We start from the raw sequence: 18847 nt of genomic DNA on the forward strand, positions 1-18847 counted from the left end.
GAAGAGCTAAAGGTCCATGATCACTCAAGACTAATCCAGTCAGTGCCTGGCTGCATGTGTATCAGGGTTTTTCGCCTTTGCTGCGGCGCAGTGCGATATCGGCCAGGCAGGACTCCAGGTCGCCAAGGTGATCAATAACCGAGTGCACCCCCAGCGAATAGAGTTTGAGCGTGGCTTGCGCGCGTCGCTGCTCGCGTTCGGCGTCACTCAGTGTTTGCCACTGCGAAGGCGAAAGTCCGCACAGTGGCCCGCAAGACGCCAGGCCAATGGTCCACAGCCCGGCATTGAGCCCGGACTGTAGCAAGCGTGGGTCGCCGCTGATCAGCACGCAGCCATCCAGCTGGCTGACCTTCAGGGCCATCAGCGCCATCCAGCAAGCATCCGGGGCGGGCCATTTGGCGGTTGGGCGAGGGGCGGGAATCATCCAGTCACTCACTGGCTCAGCCAGCGTAGCGCTGACGGTTTCAGGCAGCTCGTCAAGCCAGGCGCAAGGCATTCCCTGATCACGCAGAGTGCGCAGAATATCCTTTGCGCCAGGTGTGAGCTGCGTGTGCTCATGGCCTGGTGCAGGCGAGGTCGCGGCCTGTGCACCGAAGTCCACCAGGCAGCCGCTAAGGCCGAACAGCAAGGCGGGGAAGGTTGGCAGGGGCGTGAGGACCGGCGCAAGCATGAGGAACTCTCTGAAATATCCAAGAACGCTACCGGTATTTTGTGACACTTCGATGAATGTGCGATGACGGGGTTTATCCGGAACCCTTTGCTGACAGACCTGCCTTATTCATGACAGAAGGCTTTATACTCCCTGTCCTAGCGTGTGGGGCGTAGCACCCGCGTCATTATTTCGATATCTCGATCAGGAGTGTCAGCTATGCCCGTGACCGGTGCAGGCTTTATCAAGCGTTTGCTGCAATTGTCCCTCTGTGCCGGCATTGCGCTGGTTCCGGTAGCTGTTCAGGCCGCCGAAGATGACCCATGGGAAGGCATCAACCGCTCCATTTTCAGCTTCAACGATACCCTCGACGCTTACACGCTCAAGCCGCTGGCCAAGGGGTATCAGTACATCGCGCCGCAATTTGTCGAAGACGGTATCCATAACTTCTTCAACAACATCGGCGATGTCGGCAACCTGGCGAACAACGTGCTGCAAGCCAAGCCTGAAGCGGCCGGTGTCGACACTGCGCGTCTGATCGTCAACACCACGTTCGGGCTGCTGGGTTTCATTGACGTGGGTACCCGCATGGGCCTGCAACGCAACGATGAAGATTTTGGCCAGACACTGGGCTACTGGGGTGTGCCGAGCGGCCCGTTCGTGGTGATTCCGCTGCTGGGTCCAAGCACCGTGCGTGATGCCTTCGCCAAATACCCGGACACCTACACGTCTCCGTACCGCTACATCGATCATGTGCCGACCCGTAACACGGCGCTGGGCGTCAACCTGATCGATACGCGTGCCAGCCTGCTGTCTGCCGAGCGTATGGTCAGCGGTGATCGCTACACGTTCATCCGTAACGCTTACCTGCAGAACCGCGAGTTCAAGGTCAAGGACGGAAAGGTCGAAGACGATTTTTAATCGACACTTTGCATCTGCATGAATCAATAAAGGCGACCCTGGGTCGCCTTTATTATTTTTTGAAAGTGTGAAGTAATTCCGCCTGCAGTCAGCGCATCGAGACGATGGAAAGCCCCAGTTTCTGTCCGCCGCCTTCTTCGTCATTCACCCACACCACCTCGGTTTCGGCCTCAAGTCCCTTGAGCGCAGGATGATCAGAGTCGATGCTCACGCTAAGCTTGTCCCCGACCTGGAATGAGCGTGGTGCCTGGACCTGCATGCCTGAGCTGGAAAGGTCAATGCATACGGCGGGAATCACCTGGCCCGCGTGGATCAGGTTGACGTCTGCTTCGACGCGCATGCGGATGTAATCCCGCTTTTCCTCGTAGTTGCGATCATTTCCACTCATGTACAGTCCTTCGTTTTAGTTGCTGATTTGTGAGTTCTTATAACTCCGGGTGATTTGCGATGTAAAGAGCGCAAAGTGAGGATAGGAGCATGCTTGAAACACCCGTCGGATGGGAGTACCGTCTGCGCCTTGAAGGGCACCTCTGAAACACGCCATGCACATCCAGTTGTCGCGTGTTATTACGGAGAGGCTAGAAGCGAATCCAGTAAGCTGGTTCCGGAAACACCGGGCCGCCTACGCCAACCTGATCTGGCGCCGTTTGCCCCCATGCCAAAAACCAGTGCCAAGCTGCTGATTATCGATGACGACGACGTAGTGCGCGCGAGCCTTGCCGCCTACCTTGAAGACAGTGGCTTCAGCGTTCTGCAAGCGAGTAATGGCTTGCAGGGAATTCAGATGTTCGAGCAAGAGAACCCCGATCTGGTGGTCTGCGATCTGCGCATGCCTCAGATGGGCGGGCTTGAGCTGATCCGTCAGGTCACCGCCATTGCTCCGCAGACGCCTGTCATCGTTGTATCCGGTGCGGGCGTGATGAGCGATGCGGTAGAGGCCTTGCGCCTCGGCGCTGCCGATTATCTGATCAAGCCCCTTGAAGATCTTGCCGTGCTGGAGCATTCAGTGCGTCGGGCGCTGGACAGGGCTCGTCTGCTCACTGAAAACCAGGTCTACCGCGAAAAGCTGGAAAAGGCCAATCGCGAACTCGAAGCCAGTCTTCACCTGTTGCAGGAAGACCAGGATGCCGGCCGGCAGGTGCAGATGAACATGTTGCCGATCACCCCGTGGTCGATTGACGAATTCAAGTTTGCCCATCAGATCATTCCGTCGTTGTATCTGTCCGGCGATTTTGTCGATTACTTCAGGGTCGACGAACGGCGTGTTGCCTTCTACCTGGCAGATGTTTCAGGCCACGGTGCTTCATCGGCATTCATCACGGTGCTGCTGAAGTTCATGACCACGCGGCTGCTGTTTGAGTCCAGGCGCGGCGGAACGCTGCCGGAATTCAAGCCGTCGGATGTGCTGGGGCATATCAACCGCGGGCTTATCAGTTGCAAACTGGGCAAGCACGTTACGATGGTCGGCGGTGTCATTGATGAAGAGTCAGGTAAACTGACATACGCCGTGGGTGGTCATCTGCCGCTGCCGGTGTTGTATTCCGAAGGGCAGGCGCGTTATCTGGAAGGCCGTGGGCTTCCGGTCGGTTTGTTCAACGAAGCGACCTATCAGGATCACGAAATCGACCTGCCAGCATCCTTCAGTCTGACCATGCTGTCTGATGGCATACTGGATCTGTTGCCCGGTGATACACTCAAAGAGAAAGAAGCCGTCCTTCCCGAGTTGGTCAAGACGGCGGGCGGCAGCCTGGATGGCTTGCAGCGGGTTTTTGAATTGGCAACGCTAGGGGAGATGCCGGATGATATCGCCTTGTTAGTGTTAAGCAGGAATCTTGAATGAGTACCGGTAGAATCCAGTTCGCCGAGCAGGAAGGCACCTTCGTTCTCAAGTTCGTGGGTGAAGTGCGGTTGACGCTGTGTTCGGCCCTGGATGCGACTATCGAGCGTATCTTCACTGCGTTGAATTTTTCGGCGGTGGTCATCGACCTTACCGAGACGCGCAGCATTGACAGCACCACGCTTGGCTTGCTGGCCAAACTTTCGATCCTGTCGCGTCAGAAGGTCGGGCTGTTGCCGACTCTCGTGACCACTCACGAGGACATCACGCGGCTGTTGCAGTCGATGGGCTTCGATCAGGTGTTCAACATTGTTGACCGGCCTCTGCCGCGGCCTGAGTGCCTGACTGACCTGCCGTCGCAGGATCAGTGTGAGGAAGTGGTCAAGGCCAAGGTACTTGAGGCGCACAAGATCCTCATGGGCCTTAACGACTCGAATCGTGAAGCCTTCCACGATCTGGTCAATGCACTGGAAGGTCAGCGCTAGGCACCATTGGCGTCTGTCCTTCTGATCACCGAACGACAGGCAGCAAAAAGGGCGACACCCGTGAAGGTGTCGCCCTTTTTCGTTATCAGGCTTTTGCGGAGAGCAACGCTTCCAGCTTTTCCTGATCGCGAGCGAACTGACGAATGCCTTCAGCCAGTTTTTCAGTGGCCATGGCATCTTCATTGGAGGCCCAGCGGAACTGGCTCTCGGTCAGGCTCTGGCGAGCCTCACCGGCATTGCCCGGTGCAAGCTTGCGTTCCAGCGTACCGGTATCTTCAGCCAGTTTCTTGAGCAGGTCGGTGCTGATGGTCAGGCGATCACAGCCCGCCAGCTGTTCGATCTGGTTCAGATTGCGGAAGCTTGCCCCCATGACCACGGTTTTGAAGTCGTTGGCCTTGTAGTAGTTGTAGATGCGCGTCACGGACTGCACACCCGGATCCTCTGCGCCTACATAGTCGGTGCCTGAAGATTTCTTGTACCAGTCGTAGATACGGCCCACGAACGGCGAAATCAGGAACACGCCTGCCTCGGCACAGGCGATTGCCTGGGCGAATGAGAACAGCAACGTCAGGTTGGTCTGAATACCGTCCTTCTCTAGCTTCTCAGCGGCACGGATACCTTCCCACGTGGCTGCCAGCTTGATCAGCACCCGATCACGTTTGATGCCGGCGGCATCGTAAAGGCCGATCAAGCGCTCGCTGCGCTCGATCAGGGCATTGGTGTCGAACGATAGGCGTGCGTCCACTTCAGTGGATACGCGGCCCGGAACCACCTTGAGAATTTCCTGACCGATGGCGACTGCAAAGCGGTCGCAGGCCAGGCCGATGTCACCCTTGGCACCGCTGAATGCGTCGGCGAGCATCTGAGCGTTGTTGACGTCGGATGCGGCCTTGAGCAACAGCGAAGGGTTGGTGGTGGCGTCCTCTGGTTCGAGGCTTTTGATTGCGCCGAAGTCGCCTGTGTCAGCAACAACGGTAGTGAATTTCTTGAGTTGATCCAGCTTGGAAGTCATGAGCGTGCTCTGTCCTGTGCGGTTGGATGACATTACCCGAGCGCTGCCGACCACTCAAGGCCGCAGCGTTTCCTGCTGCCGATGATAGGCCCTGAGGGACGGCATTGTCGTGAATACCTTTGTCGAGACTGTTTTTGAGCCTCGCACGCACTGCTTGTTCCCTTGATGTGAATTTAACGGCTATCAAGCAGCCAGCAGTCTGAGAGATTCAGAGTGACCATTTCAACGAGACCATCAGGTTGCGCGGGTCGCCGTAAACGCCGCTGCCGGTCGCCAGGGGAATGCCCTGCCAGTATTTTTCGTCGAATACGTTGTTGAGGTTGACCCGCGCGTCCCAATGCTCGTCGAAGCGGTAGCCTGCCATCAGTCCAACAATCGCATAGGCCTCCTGCTCGGAGTGACCGGTGCCGACCCGGTTGTACGTCTCGCTTTGCGCCAGAACGTCGGCACCCACGCGCCATTTGTTCAGGTTGCCGGGCAGGTGATAGGACGTTGCTGCCTTGAACAGGTGCTTCGGCTGATTGGGCGCAAACAGGTCGCCCTTGTCATTGGTGCGGTCCTTGACGTACTGGCTCAACACCAGTGTGTAGGACGCGGAGGCTTGCCAGTCAGGTGTCAGCTGGCCGCTGATTTCTGCGTCGATCCCTCGGCTGCGCACTTCACCGGCTGCTTCGTAGCAGACGCGATTCTGCTGCTGGCAAGTGACTGGCGGATTGACGATGGCGTACGCGCGGTTTTCCTGGGTCATGTCGAAGACTGCCAGCGATGCGTTCAGACCACCGTCGAAGTATTCGCCTTTCAGGCCGATTTCGTAACTTTCGCCCGTCATCGGGTCCAATACGCCGCCTCCCACATCCAGCTGGTTCTGCGGCTTGAAGATCTCGGTATAGCTTGCGTAGGCCGAGTAGGTATCGTTCAGGTCATAGACGATGCCGGCATAAGGCGTGACCTCTCGGATGACTTTGTAGTCACCATTGCTGGCCGACCGATTCTGATAGTCGTACCAGCTCACCCGGCTGCCGACGATAACGTGCAACGGATCAATCGGGTTGAAACGTGCGGCGGCGTAGACGCCTTCCTCGGTGGCGGTGTTCTGATTGACATAGGCGGTACGCGTGGCAGGGTCCGGTTTTGCAATGAGATTGGGGTTGAAGGTGTAGATATCGACCGGTGTTGAGCCGTAAAAGCCGCCTTTCTGGTCAAACTTTTCTTCGCGCCGACTGACGCCGAGCATCAGCTCGTGCTGTCGGCCAAACAGCTGGAATGGCCCGGACAGCGAACCATCCAGACTGGTCTGCACGTCTGTGGTGTCGTATTCGCCGGCCGCCTGGCCGTAACCCGTGCCACTGGCGGTCAGGTAGTTGGAGTACATGTCGGATTCGGCCCAGATTCTGGTCGCCGCCAGTTTGCTGCTCCAGCCGTTGTCGAAGCGATGGGTCAGGTCAGTGAAAACGCTGATGTTCTCCCTGTCCCAATACGCCCAGTCGTTACTGAGGAAGGTAGAGCGCGGCAGGTGAAGGTTTTCACCATTAGGGCCTGATGGCAGGCTGCCCCAGTCCGAAGTTGCGTCATCGCGCTGTTTCGAGGCTCCGATGGTCCAGGTGGTCGATTCGTTGAGGTCGGCTTCCAGAACGCCATAGAACGTCTGGCGCTCCTTATCGCGTTCATCGACAAAACTGTTGCCCGTTTCATAGGCTGCCACCACCCGGCCACGTAACGTACCGGAATCGTTGAGCCTGTTCGACGCGTCCACCTCGGTACGGTAGCGGTCCCAGCTCCCGGCGCTGGTGGTCACGCTGACTTGCGGGGTAGCAGTAGGGCGCTTGCGGATCAGATTCAGTGTCGCCGACGGACTGCCTGCACCGGTCATCAGCCCCGTAGCGCCGCGTACCACTTCAACGCGGTCGTACAAGGCCAGGTCAGCGCCGGAGATGGTGTCCAGTGTAAAGGTGCTGACGATGGTCGGCAGACCGTCATACATCAGGTTATCGATGGTAAAGCCGCGCGCCAGAAACTGCTGACGGTCCGAGCCGAATTTGCGCAGCGTCACGCCGGGTGCATATTTGACGACATCATTGAGATCGTTCATGCCCTGATCTTCAATTCGCTGGCGGGTGATCACGCTTACCGACTGCGGCGTCTCGCGAATCGAAAGGGGCAGCCCGGTCGCGCTGCTCATCGAGCCCGTGGTGTAAGAACCGCTGCCTTCTGTGGTGGCCATTCCTGCAATGCCCGCCTGAGCGCTGATGTCCACATTGCCCAGCGTCAGCGAGCCACCGCTCGATGGCTGGAATACCCTCGCAGCATTGCCCTGCACCTGCGCATCAAGGCCGCTGCCCAGCAGTAGCTGATTCAATGCCTGAGCCGGTTCCAGGCTGCCTCTGATGGCTGGAGCCTGCTTGCTTGCAAGCAATTGGTCATCCACCGATATCTGCATGCCGCTCGCCTGACTCAGTTGTGCGAGCGACCTGGAAAGCGCCTGTGCAGGCAGATCGAGTTGAACGGGACTGGCCAGAGCGGCGGCCGACAGACCGAGAGCCACGAGGCTGGCCAACGAAGGTAGAAACGGACGAAGCATTGGGGTAATTCCTGCAGGGACTGGGACGTGGCGGGAAACCTGGGTGACGGCGTGCTGGCTGGCAGGTCGTGACAGACGGCAGCGGAGGGCGAGACTAACAAATTTTTCACATGTTATTAAATGCTAATCACTATCAGTTACATTCTCATACATATTTGTCTGATGAGACTCGCTTGTAGCGTCCAGCAGTGCATTGGGGTAAAGATGCTGTTCAACTCGCGATGATCTGAAGGAACCAGCATGCATTCACGACGTTTCCCCATCACGGCCGCAATCGGCTTTTCATTGTTTTCCATGGGCGTCATCGCCGCTGAGCAGCCATCTGATCTGTTACTGAAAAAAGCTCAGGCTGAACAACAGTCCTACCTCGAAACCGTCCGGCAACTCGTGGATATCGATACGGGTACCGGCCAGGCACCCGGACTGAAAACCGTCAGCGCGATGCTGGTGGAGCGTCTCAAGGCATTGGGTGCCGAAGTTTCCACCACGCCGGCAGACCCTTCTGCGGGTGACAACATCGTCGGCAGGTTCAAAGGTAATGGCAGCCGGTCCTTTCTGTTGATGGTCCACTACGACACAGTCTTCGGGCCGGGCACTGCCGCGAAACGCCCGTTCAGGCTCGACGGCGAACGCGCCTATGGCCCCGGTGTGGCAGATGCGAAGGGCGGTGTTGCGATGATTCTGCATTCGCTGCAACTGCTGCAGGACCAGAATTTCAAGGATTTCGGCACGCTCACCGTGCTTTTCAACCCGGACGAGGAGACCGGCTCCAGCGGGTCGAAAAAAGTCATAGCCGAGCTCGCTCGTCAGCATGACTACGTGTTTTCGTATGAGCCGCCTGACAAAGACGCCGTGACTGTCGCTACCAATGGCATCAATGGCTTGCTCCTCGACGTCAAAGGCAAGTCGTCACACGCAGGTTCGGCCCCTGAAGCCGGGCGCAATGCGGCGATCGAGCTGGCGCACCAACTGCTGCAACTCAAGGACCTTGGCGATCCTGGCAAGGGTACGACCGTCAACTGGACGCTTGTCAAAGGCGGTGAGAAGCGCAACATCATCCCGTCCAGCGCTTCGGCCGAGGCGGACATGCGCTACTCCGATCCAAGCGAGAGCGACAGGGTGCTCGCTGACGGTCAGCGGATTGTGAAGAAAACCCTCGTTGAAGGCACCGAAGTGACCTTGCGCATGGAAAAAGGCCGTCCGCCACTGGCCTGGAATCCGGGTTCCGAGCAACTGGCGAAAACCGCGCAGACGCTCTATGAAAAAATCGGTCGCAGTGTCGAGCCGATCGCCATGCGCTTCGGTACCGATGCTGGCTACGCCTACGTACCGGGCAGCGCAAAGCCTGCCGTGCTGGAAACCATGGGTGTTGTCGGGGCCGGCTTGCATGCGGACGATGAGTACATCGAACTGTCGAGCATCGCGCCCAGGCTTTACCTGACGGTGGCGCTGATTACCCGTTTGTCGCAAGGTGAGGCGCCCTGACAGTCCGTGAACGTTAACCTCGCGTCGGGTTGAGGCCACGCCATTTGTCGATGGGTCAGCTAGTGGAGATTGACCTGACGCCTGATAAACGATTAACTGTATATGTATACAGTTAATCATAAAAGGCTCGTCCCATGAGTGTCACATTCCTTGGCCCCCTGTCGGCAGGGGGCATCAAGCTACCTTTGCTATCCTTGTCATCCGTCGGCCCCAGGTCGCCAGTGGTCGAGAAGCATGTCTCTATCGCAGAGCTTTGTGAGGTCCGTGAGCCGCACGTTTATCTGGCCAGGGTCGAGGATGAAGGCATGCAGGGAGGCGGCATGCGCACCGGTGACATGCTGGTTGTCGACCGCAGTCAGTACGCCGAGCATGGTGACATCGTCGTCGCCTCACTCAACGCAAGGCAGATGTGTCGGCGTTTGCACATGCGTGGCGACGTCGTGATCCTCAAGTCCGAACACCCGGACTATCCACCACTGCATGTCACTGACCACGACGACCTGATCATTCTGGGTGTGGTGACCTACAGCCTGAAAAACCTTCTTGAAGGGCGCACCGCCTCTTCAGCTCATCGATGATCGGGCTCATGGCCTTGCATTGCACGCTTCACCGTGATCTGCTGCCGACCCTATGGTTTTAACCCGGAAATTGAGCGAATGCAGGAACAACTTGACCAGTTACGGCTCCCCAAGGCTGTCCAGGGGGCTATCAGTGATCTGGTAAGAGCGCTCGAGGCAACCAGCACCCGCGCTGACGTGGAGGCCGAAGGGGCGTTGCAGATCGAATACATTCACGGTCTTGAGACAAGCAGAAAGCTGCGTCCCGCCGATGCCGAGGCGCTTTACATCATTTTTGACGACGCTGTTCAGGCTCGTCTGCAAGCGCTTTCCGATTAGATCCGGGCCTCGATATTTTCGCGGCCTGCGTGAAATTCATTTAACAAATGTATCCGTCTCGTTGATCGGGATTGGTGTTTAACTCGCCCCACGAATCTGCAATTCGCGGGGTTCACTTTCAGGTTTTTATTGCTATGCGGTTATCGGGCTTCATCCTTGAGAACATCGAGCCTATTGTGCGGGACTGGACCGACTTTGCGCGTACCATTTCCACGCTCGGTGAGCCTCTGGATACCAAGGAGCTCAGGGATCACGCCGAGCAGATGCTTCGAGCCATTGCCACTGATCTGAGGACGGATCAGTCGTCGCAGCAACAGGTCGAAAAATCTCAGGGTCAGGTCGTATCGCAAGAAGACACCGCTGCGAAAAGCCATGCGATCACTCGTTTGATGTCAGGCTTCACCATCGATCAGGTGGTCTCGGAGTTTCGAGCGTTACGCGCGAGCGTGATAAAACAGTGGATGATGCGCCCGACCTCGGACACCCAGCAGCAGATGGATGACATGATCCGCTTCAACGAAGCAATAGATCAGGCTCTCGCGGAATCCATCTCCAGCTATACCGGTGCGGTTCAGGCCTCGCGCAATATCTTTCTGGGTATCCTCGGGCACGACTTGCGCACACCGTTAAGTGCCATATTGCTGGGTGCAGACGTGCTGTTGCGTACCAATGACCTGGGCGCGCGGCCGACCAAGGTGGCATCAAGGATCTACTCAAGCGTGAAACGAGCCAATCAGATCGTTGGCGATCTGCTCGACTTCACACGGTCACAGATCGGTCCCGGCATTCCGTTGAAAAAGACCCATACAGACATTCAGCCCATCTGTGCTCGCATCGTTGACGAATCGCGTACGGTCAATCCAGAGGCGGATATTCACCTGACTTCCAACGATCCGGTCATTGGCAATTTTGATGGTGATCGCCTGGAACAGGTCTTCTCGAACCTCATTGGCAATGCGATACAGCACGGCAACAGCCGCGATCCTGTCGAGGTAACGCTGGCAGCTTCTGACGGCACGCTTCAGTTCACCGTGCATAACACAGGCAGTCCAATTCCCGAAGACGTGCTTCCTTTCATCTTCAACCCGATGGATCGCTACTCGCCCGAGAAAATGACTGACAACGGTCCCTACTCAAGCCTTGGGCTTGGCTTGTTCATCGTCGCCAAGATCGTCGATGCCCACGGCGGGCGTATTGAAGTGACGTCAAAAGCGGACCTTGGGACTACGTTTGCGGTGTTTATTCCGTTGCATGCGGAGTGAGCCCCCGACAGATGGAGTGCGTTTACCGTGTTAGTTACCAACTGTGCAGTTTTGCCAATCCAAGTGTTCTCCAAGCCAAATAAGTGTAACAACCTCACTCAACGAATACTCATGCGCTTCAAGCAGATAGTCTGTCCTGGCTGTGACGATAAAATAGGCATTAGGCGCATGGACTGCCTAACTGGCAGCACGCTTCCCTCACACCACGCATTGGGCATGACGAATAACTCATCGCGTTCATATGGTTTTCTGAATGCTTGAGTAGTGTTCATGGCGACTCCCTGAGAGCGCAATGTGAGTACCATTTCACAATGGGCAGGATTAAAAAGTTTAAGGGAATTACAAAGGTTGAGCAGGCAAAAGGTAGCGCATATGAAATGCTTTTATTCACTTTGTCGTACGTGCGTCGGCTGATGAGAAGAATGATTTCTGCCGACTTTTTTTTGCTTCCTGTGCCACTGCCTTAATGGTAGCTGCCTTCCAATTGCTTACTACTCCAGCGGCGCGTCTGTGCGTGAAGGCCCTCGTATGGACCCACGCTACGGTGATGCAAACGCGCCATTTTTTATTCGTCGTCTTTCAATGAGCGTCTTTCAGATGCCTATTCGTCTCGCCACTGAAGCTTTCGTGGCAAGCATGACTCAGTATTTCAAACGACTGCCCAATGTGATCGGGTTTTTATTGTCGATATTTTTTCCCGCAGCTGCCAAAAAATCATGAACTATGGAAAGCGCACCGCTAAACATTAACGTCATGATGATATAACCAATAACCTCGACGTGCTGGTTAGGCAAAAGTTGAACGGTGTTTTTAAACAAAACGACTGCGTAAAAGCCCATGAGTGCGCCCAGTCCTGTCCTTAGCATTGTCAAAAAGCTTGCGCCAACCTCTGCAAAAACCTTGTAGATGAATCGGAATCTTTCCACCGCGGCGTCTGACCTAAAACGCAGCACGAATTTTAAAGCGCACACCAAAAAGTAGGGGATTAAAAGTATGAAATAATGCTTTATCAATACTTCGGGCGCCAAGAGCATAGAGAAGGCATCTTCAATTTCTTTTTCCGTGCTTGAATACTCCAGAAAGGGAATGGTTCCAAGCAGAAAACCCACGATGAGCTCTGTTGGGAGCTTTTTTGCGTAGGCAATACTTTCGGTTTTTAAATTGTTGGTTTTTTTTTTCATGACTCTCCTGAATGGGCTTGTCAGCCTCAAATGTTTGTAATGGCTGAAAAGGTGCTGAGACGGCTGCCGCAGCGTTTGACCAATCCACTGTCCTCTCAGCTTACTCTTGCAAGTCCAACCATCGCCTCTGCTCTGTGCTCTAAGTGGAGCTCAGCGCCTCGTTCGTATCCTGTGAGGGCTTGCTTTGGCCCTTTGGCTAAAAAATACGTAACGCCGCTCATACACCTCCGGCGTCAGATCCAATCAGGTCAATACGTTGGTTTCGTGCATTTCCTGCCACTGATCTGACGCGGCACCATTTGAACTACCGATAGGCTTACAGCTGTCATAGGCTACACCTGTAGCGCGTGTCGGCCTGTCAAAATGTAGCCCGGTCGCCGATCTGCATCAGCACGAAGGCCAGCGGTTACCGTTTGAGATATCGAGCAGAGTTTGACTTCTATCCCCACTGGGCCTTGACCTGAGCCACCTACTGCACTCCACAGCCTGCCTTCCTGTTAAACTGCCGCGCATTCCTGACAATCCGTATCTGCGCCGTGAGACCAGTGGTTTTACCTTCGCGTTTACGTGCTGTGATCGTACCCATCTCACATTGCTACATTTCCAGCGTCGGTTGCTACATTGTGGCAACCGCTTGCTGAAAATGTAGCAACCCGGGTAGGAGCGGCTGCATAAAAGATCAATTCACATGACAACTGAAAACCACGAAACCCCTGCAATCATTGGCCAATCAGCCACCACGCTGTCCCGTCGCTTCTCCGTCGCCCCCATGATGGATTGGACCGACCACCATTGCCGATACTTCATGCGCAAGCTTTCAAAGCATGCCTTGCTCTACACCGAAATGGTCACCACCGGTGCCTTGCTGCACGGCGACCGTGAGCGGTTCTTGCGTCATGACGAGACCGAGCACCCGTTGGCGTTGCAGCTGGGCGGCAGCACGGCGGCGGACTTGGCTGCCTGTTCCCGGTTGGCTGAGGAGGCGGGCTACGACGAGGTCAATCTGAACGTCGGTTGCCCAAGCGACCGGGTGCAGAACAACATGATCGGCGCATGCTTGATGGCGCATCCGCAGTTGGTGGCTGATTGTGTGAAGGCCATGCGCGATGCGGTCGGCATCCCGGTCACGGTCAAGCACCGGATCGGCATCAACGGCCGTGACAGCTACGCCGAGTTGTCTGATTTCGTCGGCAAGGTTCATGAGGCCGGTTGCGAGAGTTTTACGGTTCACGCGCGCATCGCGATTCTCGAAGGACTGTCTCCCAAGGAAAACCGCGATATTCCGCCGCTGCGTTATGACGTGGTCGCGCAGTTGAAGTCTGATTTCCCCGATCTGGAAATTGTACTCAACGGCGGCATCAAGACGCTGGAGCAGTGCAGCGAACATTTGCAGACCTTCGACGGCGTCATGCTGGGCCGTGAGGCTTATCACAATCCGTATCTGTTGGCGCATGTTGATCAGCAGTTGTTCGACAGCTCTGCGCCGGTTATCAGTCGTTACGATGCGTTGGAGTCGATGCGGCCGTACATTGCGGCGCATATTGCCAGCGGTGGCAACATGCACCATGTCACTCGGCACATGCTCGGGCTTGGTTTGGGTTTCCCCGGCGCACGGCGTTTCCGTCAGTTGCTGTCGGTTGATATACACAAGGCCGAAAATCCCATGCTGTTGCTGGATCAGGCAGCGGCGTTCCTTGAGGGGCATTGAGTTAATCGGACGAGCTGAACGGGTGGATTTGGCGGACTGATCTATGCTCAGGTCTACCGCCCACCAGATCTACCCCCACCAGGTCACTTCCCACCATGTTGAATCGACGAAACTTTCTCGAGTTTTCTTCGATATCTGCTCTGTTGTTCGTATCAGGTATCCCTTCTTCCTCACAGGCTGACGAGCCGCTGAAAATGGGCGATAGCGAGCCCTTTTCGTTTGATCTTTTAGTGCAGCGCGCAAAAGAGGCCGCCTCACAGCCGTATATTGTGCCGTCAACTCTTTCGGCGGAGGTACTGGCGAAACTGGACTACGACGCTCACGGCAAGATTCGTTTCAAGCCGGAGTACGCATTGTTCGCGGAGGGACCGGGCCAGTTTCCGATCACTTTTTTCCACCCGGGGAAGTTTTTCCCCAAGCCGGTGCGGCTCTATGTTGTCGATAAGGGTGCTGCCAGGGAAATTCTCTACGATCAGGCGTATTTCGACATGCCCGAAGACAGCCCTGCGCGTCAGTTGACTCAGGGTGTTGGCTTTGCCGGGTTTCGCTTTCAGGAAAGTCGAACAGGCGATCAGAAAAAACTGGATTGGCGTAATAACGATTGGACGGCTTTTCTCGGCGCTGCGTACTTTCGTGCCATTGGCGAGCTGTATCAATATGGACTTTCCGCACGGGGTATTGCGCTGGATGTCGCCCAGCCCGAGCGTGCGGAAGAATTTCCCGACTTCACTCACTTCTGGTTTGAATCGCCGGACAGCAATACATCCGACTCGGTCGTTGTCTATGCACTGCTTTACGGGCCGAGTATCTGTGGGGCGTATCGCTTTGCCATACAGCGGGGCAAAGGGGTGGTGATGGAGGTCGAGGCCGCACTGTTCATGCGCGGCGAAGTGCAAAGGTTTGGCATCGCGCCGATCAGTTCGATGTACTGGTTCAGCGAACAGGCCAAGAAAACAGCTGCTGACTGGCGGCCCGAGGTGCATGACTCCGACGGACTGGCGATCTGGACCGGTGCAGGCGAGCGAATATGGCGACCGTTGAACAACCCGCCGAGAACCATGGCATCTGCGTTCAGTGACAATAACCCGCGAGGTTTCGGTCTGCTGCAGCGGGATCGCGAATTCAGCCATTACCTGGATGGCGTGCATTATGAACGGCGGCCGAGCCTGTGGATCGAGCCCTTGGGCGATTGGGGGAAAGGCGCCGTACAGTTGGTTGAAATTCCCACTGACGATGAGATCCACGACAATATCGTCGCCATGTGGGTGCCTGAAAAACCGGCAGGCCCCGGAACAGATTACCGGCTGCGTTATCGTCTGCACTGGCTGGCGGATGAGCCGTACCCCGGTGAGTTGGCTCATTGCGTGGCGACGCGCTTCGGTAATGGTGGCCGGCCCGGACAGACGCGACCGCAAGGCGTGCGAAAATTTGTCGTCGAATTTCAGGGCCGCACTCTGGAAAACGTGCCGTTCAATACGTTTCCGGAAGCGGTGTTGTCCAGCTCAAGAGGGACTTTCTCCAATATTTTCACTGAAGCGGTGCCTGACGGTATGGCGGGGCATTGGCGGGCGCAATTCGACCTGACGGTAGAAGGTGCAGAACCGGTAGACATGCGTCTGTATCTGCGACTGGGTGAGCTGACGTTAACCGAGAGCTGGCTGTACCAATACCATCCATTCTGACGGATGAGGCCCGATGCGGTCAGTGCTCTGGATGATAGTCCTGCGGCTCGGTGATTTTTTTGAGCACCAGATAACCCGTATTTTCAGACAGGTGAACGCGATAAAGCGGCCTGATCAGCACCGGGGGCTGAAGATGTTCACCGACTGGCGGTTCGGTATATTTATGGACATTGATGATGCCGGTTCTCGGCAGTGCTTCCGGCAGCGTCAGGTAATGAGTATTCAGTAGGTAACCCAGTACCGGTAAGACGTTTGAGGCCGACTGCGCCGCGGGCAACCAGTTTTGCAAATAGAACCCTCGCAAATGTATACGCTCCAGCGTTCTCGACTGTGATAGCGCGTCGATGTCGTAGGCAATGCTTCGTGCAACATGCTGGCCCAGCTCTTTTTGCGCGCTCAGAACATTCCCGTAGACAAACGAAAGCGAGAGCATGCCCGCCAGTGGCAGGACGATAAACAGTCTGGGTAACAGCGTTTCCGGCGGGCAGGAACGTTCGTAAAGATAGAGCGCTGCGACAATCAGTATCGAAAAACCGGTCAGGGTTCGGGCCTCCGGGATGAAGTCTTTGAGCATCAGGGTTGTACCCGATACAAGAAATATCAGCAGTGGGGCGGTGACCAGAAATATGAAAAACACGCCCACTCTGCGCCAGAGGGGCTCGGAATATTGCAGCAGGGCTGTCGCGATGGAAATGAGTTTCACAGTGGCAACAAGGGTGATAATCGTGGCGGTCATTTCAAGTAACTCACTGTGAACGAGCAGTGCTATTTGCTGAGCCAGAAACTGTATACGGTCATCTAACTCCTGTAACGCGCCCTGATTTATATTCAGCAGATGCGTGCGGCTGCCTTTGATGAACGGTATCGCCAGGCACGCATAAATCAGAAGCCCCATTGCCAGGATGATCAGTTGGCTCAGTAGTGAAGAGAACAAGGCGTTGAACGTCTTTCTCACCTCGACGCTGCGAATAAACTCAATACAGTACAGGCCCACTAAAACATTGAGTGCTGGCTGATAGAGTGCAAGCGCTGCAGCCACCCATAAGGCCGCTTTCCAGCTGCTTTTCAACGGCTTGCAGGTCGAATGCAGCAGTGCCTCCACCGCCAGGCACAGGCTCAGTACCATCCCTGGACCGTCGTATTGGTAAGACAGGTTCTGCAGGAAGAAGGGGTTGTACAGAACAGGCAACACAATCAGGCAGTTCAGCGCGGTAGGGCGGCTAAAGTAATGATGCGCCAAGCGGGTCAGGGATACCGCCAGCAGGCCAGTGGTCAGCAATAACGGCAGCGGGAACAGATTGATCGCGCCTGACGAAAAACCGAGCACCATATAAAGCAGGTCTACGCCGGGGCGGCCTTGTTCTGTCCAGCGACCCTGTGCAAGTTGCGACCTCCAGTAGTCATCGGCGTAAGTCTGGTCTGCCATGAGAAACGGAACTATGTACAGCAGGCTTGCCCCGAGCAGTAGCCAATATGAGTGTTGCCAGGAAAGTGCTTGACTCAGCCATCTGATAGGGGGCATGGGAAGTGTCGCTGCGGAAAGTGGGTTACGGTTCCCAGATATAAGTATCGGGGGTTGTAATTTTTTTCATGACGATGCAGCCGGTCTGCTGATGAACCTTAATGCTGTAGAACGTGCGATCAACTATCGGTGCACTGGACGTCAGGTCCTGCGCGGTGCATGGCGATGTCAGCCATTCACCGCGAGTGATACCAACGCGTTGCAGTCTTGCAGGTGTCGCGCGCTCGTCGACATTCATGATGTATTTGATCGCAGGAAGTTTTTCGAAGGTTCCGCTGGCCGCTGGCAGCCAGTTTTGAAGTGGCTGACTGTCGAAGTGAAAAGTGTCTATATTTTGCAGATCAGGCAGGGTGTCGATGTCGTAGGCAAGGCTGAAAAGTACATAAGTGCCGAGCTCTTTCTGCAGGATCAGCACTCTGGCGTAGGCATAGGAAAAGGACAGCATGCAAACGACCGGCAGGATCAGCACCAGACGCACTGCATCATGCTGTTTCCAGGCATGCGTGTTGATCAGGAAAAAAAGCGCGATCAGCAGTGTCGAGAATCCCGTCAATGTTCCGGCCCGGCCGGCGAAATCATTCGCTAACAAGGCTGTTCCGGGAATCAGCAGCAAGAGTGCAACAGGCAGGCTCAGGTAAAAGAGGACAGCGACTGCCTTGCGGGCAACGCCGTTCGGTCGCCTGAGTGCGCTGAGTACTTGGCTGACGTAACCAGGTAGCGCAACCAGTAAAAGCGCGATAGCCAGCCAGGTGGTGCCTGTGTTGAACAAAAATCCCACGTTCTGGTGGAGCAGGGCCAGCCGCCTGATTATTTCCGCAAGCCAGTGACTGTCCATTGTCAGCAAGTCGTATGCGCCGACCGTCACGTAAAGGCACAATCCGCACAACAACTGCGTCAGCCTGATCATCAGCAGCCTGCCAATGAAACCCGGAATGCGCTGCTGTATCAGCGCTCTCATGCATTCAACGCAACAGAGGCCGAGGAAAACATTGAGGCTTGTTGTACTGGACGCCAGTGCGCAGGCGATCATCAGGCCTGGAATGGCCAGTTTTCTGATCATTGCGGGGGAGTCATAAACAATTGCGAAAACGATCAAAGCGATGCCCAGCGCAATGATCGGGCCATCGTAGTGGCTAGAAAGGCTCTGCAGGAGGAACGGGTTGTACCAAAGCGGCAGTACCACCAGACAGTCAATCACTGTGGGCGTCGCAAAGCAGTCACGCACCCACTTGAACATGGCCCACGAAATCAGCGCTGTAGCGATTAACAGTGGCAGTGGGAAGAGTTCGGGTGCGCCGGTTGTAAAGGTCAGCGCGCGATAGGCGAGGGTGGCAAGTGGATATCCTTGCTCTGCCCATTGCCCCTGAGCATTGCTTGAGATCCGGTCATCTTCGGCAGAGGGCGCATTGGCGAGCAGTAACGGCACAATATAGAAAACGTTGGCAGCCAGGATGAATAGCAGCGTGGCCTGTTTCGAGAGGCGTTTGTTCCAATGGGCAGTCATTGACTGATCGTTCCATGAGACCGATACCGCCACTGCCGGTCGTTGCTGGCACTACTGCACTCACTCTAGAAGAATAAATGCCTTCGTCAAATCAAATCATCTTCCAGCCCATCGTGTGTTGCGGT

Annotated in this window: 16 protein-coding genes; 9 read left to right on the forward strand and 7 right to left on the reverse strand. The window is 55.8% G+C overall.

Going from position 1 to position 18847, the window contains the following annotated elements:
* Positions 1-61: 61 nt before the first annotated feature.
* On the reverse strand, positions 62-670 hold the full coding sequence (locus KP808_RS08855) for an HAD family phosphatase (RefSeq protein WP_230018147.1): 609 nt from the start codon (positions 668-670) through the stop codon (positions 62-64).
* Positions 671-868: 198 nt separating this feature from the next.
* On the opposite strand from KP808_RS08855, the gene KP808_RS08860 reads away from it, so the two are divergent.
* On the forward strand, positions 869-1570 hold the full coding sequence (locus KP808_RS08860) for an MlaA family lipoprotein (RefSeq protein WP_004659844.1): 702 nt from the start codon (positions 869-871) through the stop codon (positions 1568-1570).
* An 88-nt stretch (positions 1571-1658) separates the two neighbouring features.
* Here the strand turns inward: KP808_RS08860 and KP808_RS08865 are convergent, their stop codons facing one another.
* Complete coding sequence (locus tag KP808_RS08865; protein ID WP_002552896.1) at positions 1659-1958, reverse strand: PilZ domain-containing protein; 300 nt, start codon at positions 1956-1958, stop codon at positions 1659-1661.
* Between the two features lie 267 nt (positions 1959-2225).
* Here KP808_RS08865 and rssB point away from each other — a divergent pair, with 267 nt between their 5' ends.
* Both rssB and rssC read left to right on the forward strand, forming a co-directional pair.
* Entirely contained in the window at positions 2226-3410 is a 1185-nt protein-coding gene (gene rssB, locus KP808_RS08870; protein WP_002552897.1) for a two-component system response regulator RssB, read from the forward strand.
* The gene (gene rssC, locus KP808_RS08875; RefSeq protein ID WP_003315067.1) at positions 3407-3892 is read left to right on the forward strand and encodes an anti-sigma factor antagonist RssC; all 486 of its coding nucleotides are present in this window, start codon (positions 3407-3409) and stop codon (positions 3890-3892) included. The genes rssB and rssC overlap by 4 nt, the downstream gene beginning before the upstream one ends.
* Before the next feature lie 85 nt (positions 3893-3977).
* Here rssC and tal read toward each other — a convergent pair whose 3' ends face one another.
* Positions 3978-4904: a transaldolase gene (tal, locus tag KP808_RS08880; RefSeq protein WP_004659848.1), complete on the reverse strand. Its 927-nt coding sequence runs from the start codon at positions 4902-4904 to the stop codon at positions 3978-3980.
* 208 nt (positions 4905-5112) lie between these two features.
* Positions 5113-7482, reverse strand: coding sequence for a TonB-dependent siderophore receptor (locus KP808_RS08885; RefSeq protein ID WP_230018149.1), 2370 nt, complete (start codon positions 7480-7482; stop codon positions 5113-5115).
* Positions 7483-7722: 240 nt separating this feature from the next.
* Here KP808_RS08885 and KP808_RS08890 point away from each other — a divergent pair, with 240 nt between their 5' ends.
* The 4 genes from KP808_RS08890 to KP808_RS08905 all read left to right on the forward strand — a co-directional run bounded on the left by KP808_RS08890 (position 7723) and on the right by KP808_RS08905 (position 11125).
* A complete protein-coding gene (locus KP808_RS08890; protein WP_230018150.1) occupies positions 7723-8967 on the forward strand; it encodes a M20/M25/M40 family metallo-hydrolase in 1245 nt (414 codons plus the stop codon).
* A gap of 134 nt (positions 8968-9101) precedes the next feature.
* On the forward strand, positions 9102-9545 hold the full coding sequence (locus KP808_RS08895; RefSeq protein WP_054097963.1) for a LexA family protein: 444 nt from the start codon (positions 9102-9104) through the stop codon (positions 9543-9545).
* A 78-nt stretch (positions 9546-9623) separates the two neighbouring features.
* Complete coding sequence (locus KP808_RS08900; protein ID WP_002552903.1) at positions 9624-9863, forward strand: hypothetical protein; 240 nt, start codon at positions 9624-9626, stop codon at positions 9861-9863.
* 134 nt (positions 9864-9997) lie between these two features.
* Positions 9998-11125: a sensor histidine kinase gene (locus tag KP808_RS08905; RefSeq protein WP_058402039.1), complete on the forward strand. Its 1128-nt coding sequence runs from the start codon at positions 9998-10000 to the stop codon at positions 11123-11125.
* 641 nt (positions 11126-11766) lie between these two features.
* Here the strand turns inward: KP808_RS08905 and KP808_RS08910 are convergent.
* Positions 11767-12306 (reverse strand): hypothetical protein, encoded by a 540-nt coding sequence (locus KP808_RS08910; protein ID WP_230018152.1) that lies wholly within the window; start codon positions 12304-12306, stop codon positions 11767-11769.
* A gap of 688 nt (positions 12307-12994) precedes the next feature.
* On the opposite strand from KP808_RS08910, the gene dusA reads away from it, so the two are divergent.
* Both dusA and KP808_RS08920 read left to right on the forward strand, forming a co-directional pair.
* Positions 12995-14014, forward strand: a complete 1020-nt coding sequence (dusA, locus tag KP808_RS08915) for a tRNA dihydrouridine(20/20a) synthase DusA (RefSeq protein WP_230018154.1) — start codon at positions 12995-12997, stop codon at positions 14012-14014.
* Between the two features lie 194 nt (positions 14015-14208).
* Positions 14209-15696, forward strand: coding sequence for a glucan biosynthesis protein (locus KP808_RS08920; RefSeq protein WP_230018831.1), 1488 nt, complete (start codon positions 14209-14211; stop codon positions 15694-15696).
* A gap of 19 nt (positions 15697-15715) precedes the next feature.
* Here KP808_RS08920 and KP808_RS08925 read toward each other — a convergent pair whose 3' ends face one another.
* Together KP808_RS08925 and KP808_RS08930 are read right to left on the reverse strand one after the other, a co-directional pair.
* A complete protein-coding gene (locus tag KP808_RS08925) occupies positions 15716-17218 on the reverse strand; it encodes a glucosyltransferase domain-containing protein (RefSeq protein WP_326839558.1) in 1503 nt (500 codons plus the stop codon).
* Between the two features lie 25 nt (positions 17219-17243).
* The gene (locus KP808_RS08930; RefSeq protein ID WP_230018156.1) at positions 17244-18755 is read right to left on the reverse strand and encodes a hypothetical protein; all 1512 of its coding nucleotides are present in this window, start codon (positions 18753-18755) and stop codon (positions 17244-17246) included.
* Positions 18756-18847 lie beyond the last annotated feature (92 nt).

This window comes from Pseudomonas savastanoi (assembly GCF_020917325.1).
GTDB classification, from domain to species: Bacteria; Pseudomonadota; Gammaproteobacteria; order Pseudomonadales; family Pseudomonadaceae; genus Aquipseudomonas; species Aquipseudomonas amygdali.

Excerpts from the sequence above, each read along its gene's own strand:
- KP808_RS08890 (WP_230018150.1), top strand. The coding sequence starts at position 7,723 with ATGCATTCACGACGTTTCCCCATCACGGCCGCAATCGGCTTTTCATTG.
- KP808_RS08885 (WP_230018149.1), bottom strand. The coding sequence starts at position 7,482 with ATGCTTCGTCCGTTTCTACCTTCGTTGGCCAGCCTCGTGGCTCTCGGT.
- rssB (WP_002552897.1), top strand. The coding sequence starts at position 2,226 with ATGCCAAAAACCAGTGCCAAGCTGCTGATTATCGATGACGACGACGTA.
- KP808_RS08910 (WP_230018152.1), bottom strand. The coding sequence starts at position 12,306 with ATGAAAAAAAAAACCAACAATTTAAAAACCGAAAGTATTGCCTACGCA.
- KP808_RS08860 (WP_004659844.1), top strand. The coding sequence starts at position 869 with ATGCCCGTGACCGGTGCAGGCTTTATCAAGCGTTTGCTGCAATTGTCC.
- KP808_RS08865 (WP_002552896.1), bottom strand. The coding sequence starts at position 1,958 with ATGAGTGGAAATGATCGCAACTACGAGGAAAAGCGGGATTACATCCGC.
- KP808_RS08900 (WP_002552903.1), top strand. The coding sequence starts at position 9,624 with ATGCAGGAACAACTTGACCAGTTACGGCTCCCCAAGGCTGTCCAGGGG.
- KP808_RS08855 (WP_230018147.1), bottom strand. The coding sequence starts at position 670 with ATGCTTGCGCCGGTCCTCACGCCCCTGCCAACCTTCCCCGCCTTGCTG.
- KP808_RS08920 (WP_230018831.1), top strand. The coding sequence starts at position 14,209 with ATGGGCGATAGCGAGCCCTTTTCGTTTGATCTTTTAGTGCAGCGCGCA.
- KP808_RS08905 (WP_058402039.1), top strand. The coding sequence starts at position 9,998 with ATGCGGTTATCGGGCTTCATCCTTGAGAACATCGAGCCTATTGTGCGG.
- tal (WP_004659848.1), bottom strand. The coding sequence starts at position 4,904 with ATGACTTCCAAGCTGGATCAACTCAAGAAATTCACTACCGTTGTTGCT.
- dusA (WP_230018154.1), top strand. The coding sequence starts at position 12,995 with ATGACAACTGAAAACCACGAAACCCCTGCAATCATTGGCCAATCAGCC.
- KP808_RS08925 (WP_326839558.1), bottom strand. The coding sequence starts at position 17,218 with ATGCCCCCTATCAGATGGCTGAGTCAAGCACTTTCCTGGCAACACTCA.
- KP808_RS08895 (WP_054097963.1), top strand. The coding sequence starts at position 9,102 with ATGAGTGTCACATTCCTTGGCCCCCTGTCGGCAGGGGGCATCAAGCTA.
- rssC (WP_003315067.1), top strand. The coding sequence starts at position 3,407 with ATGAGTACCGGTAGAATCCAGTTCGCCGAGCAGGAAGGCACCTTCGTT.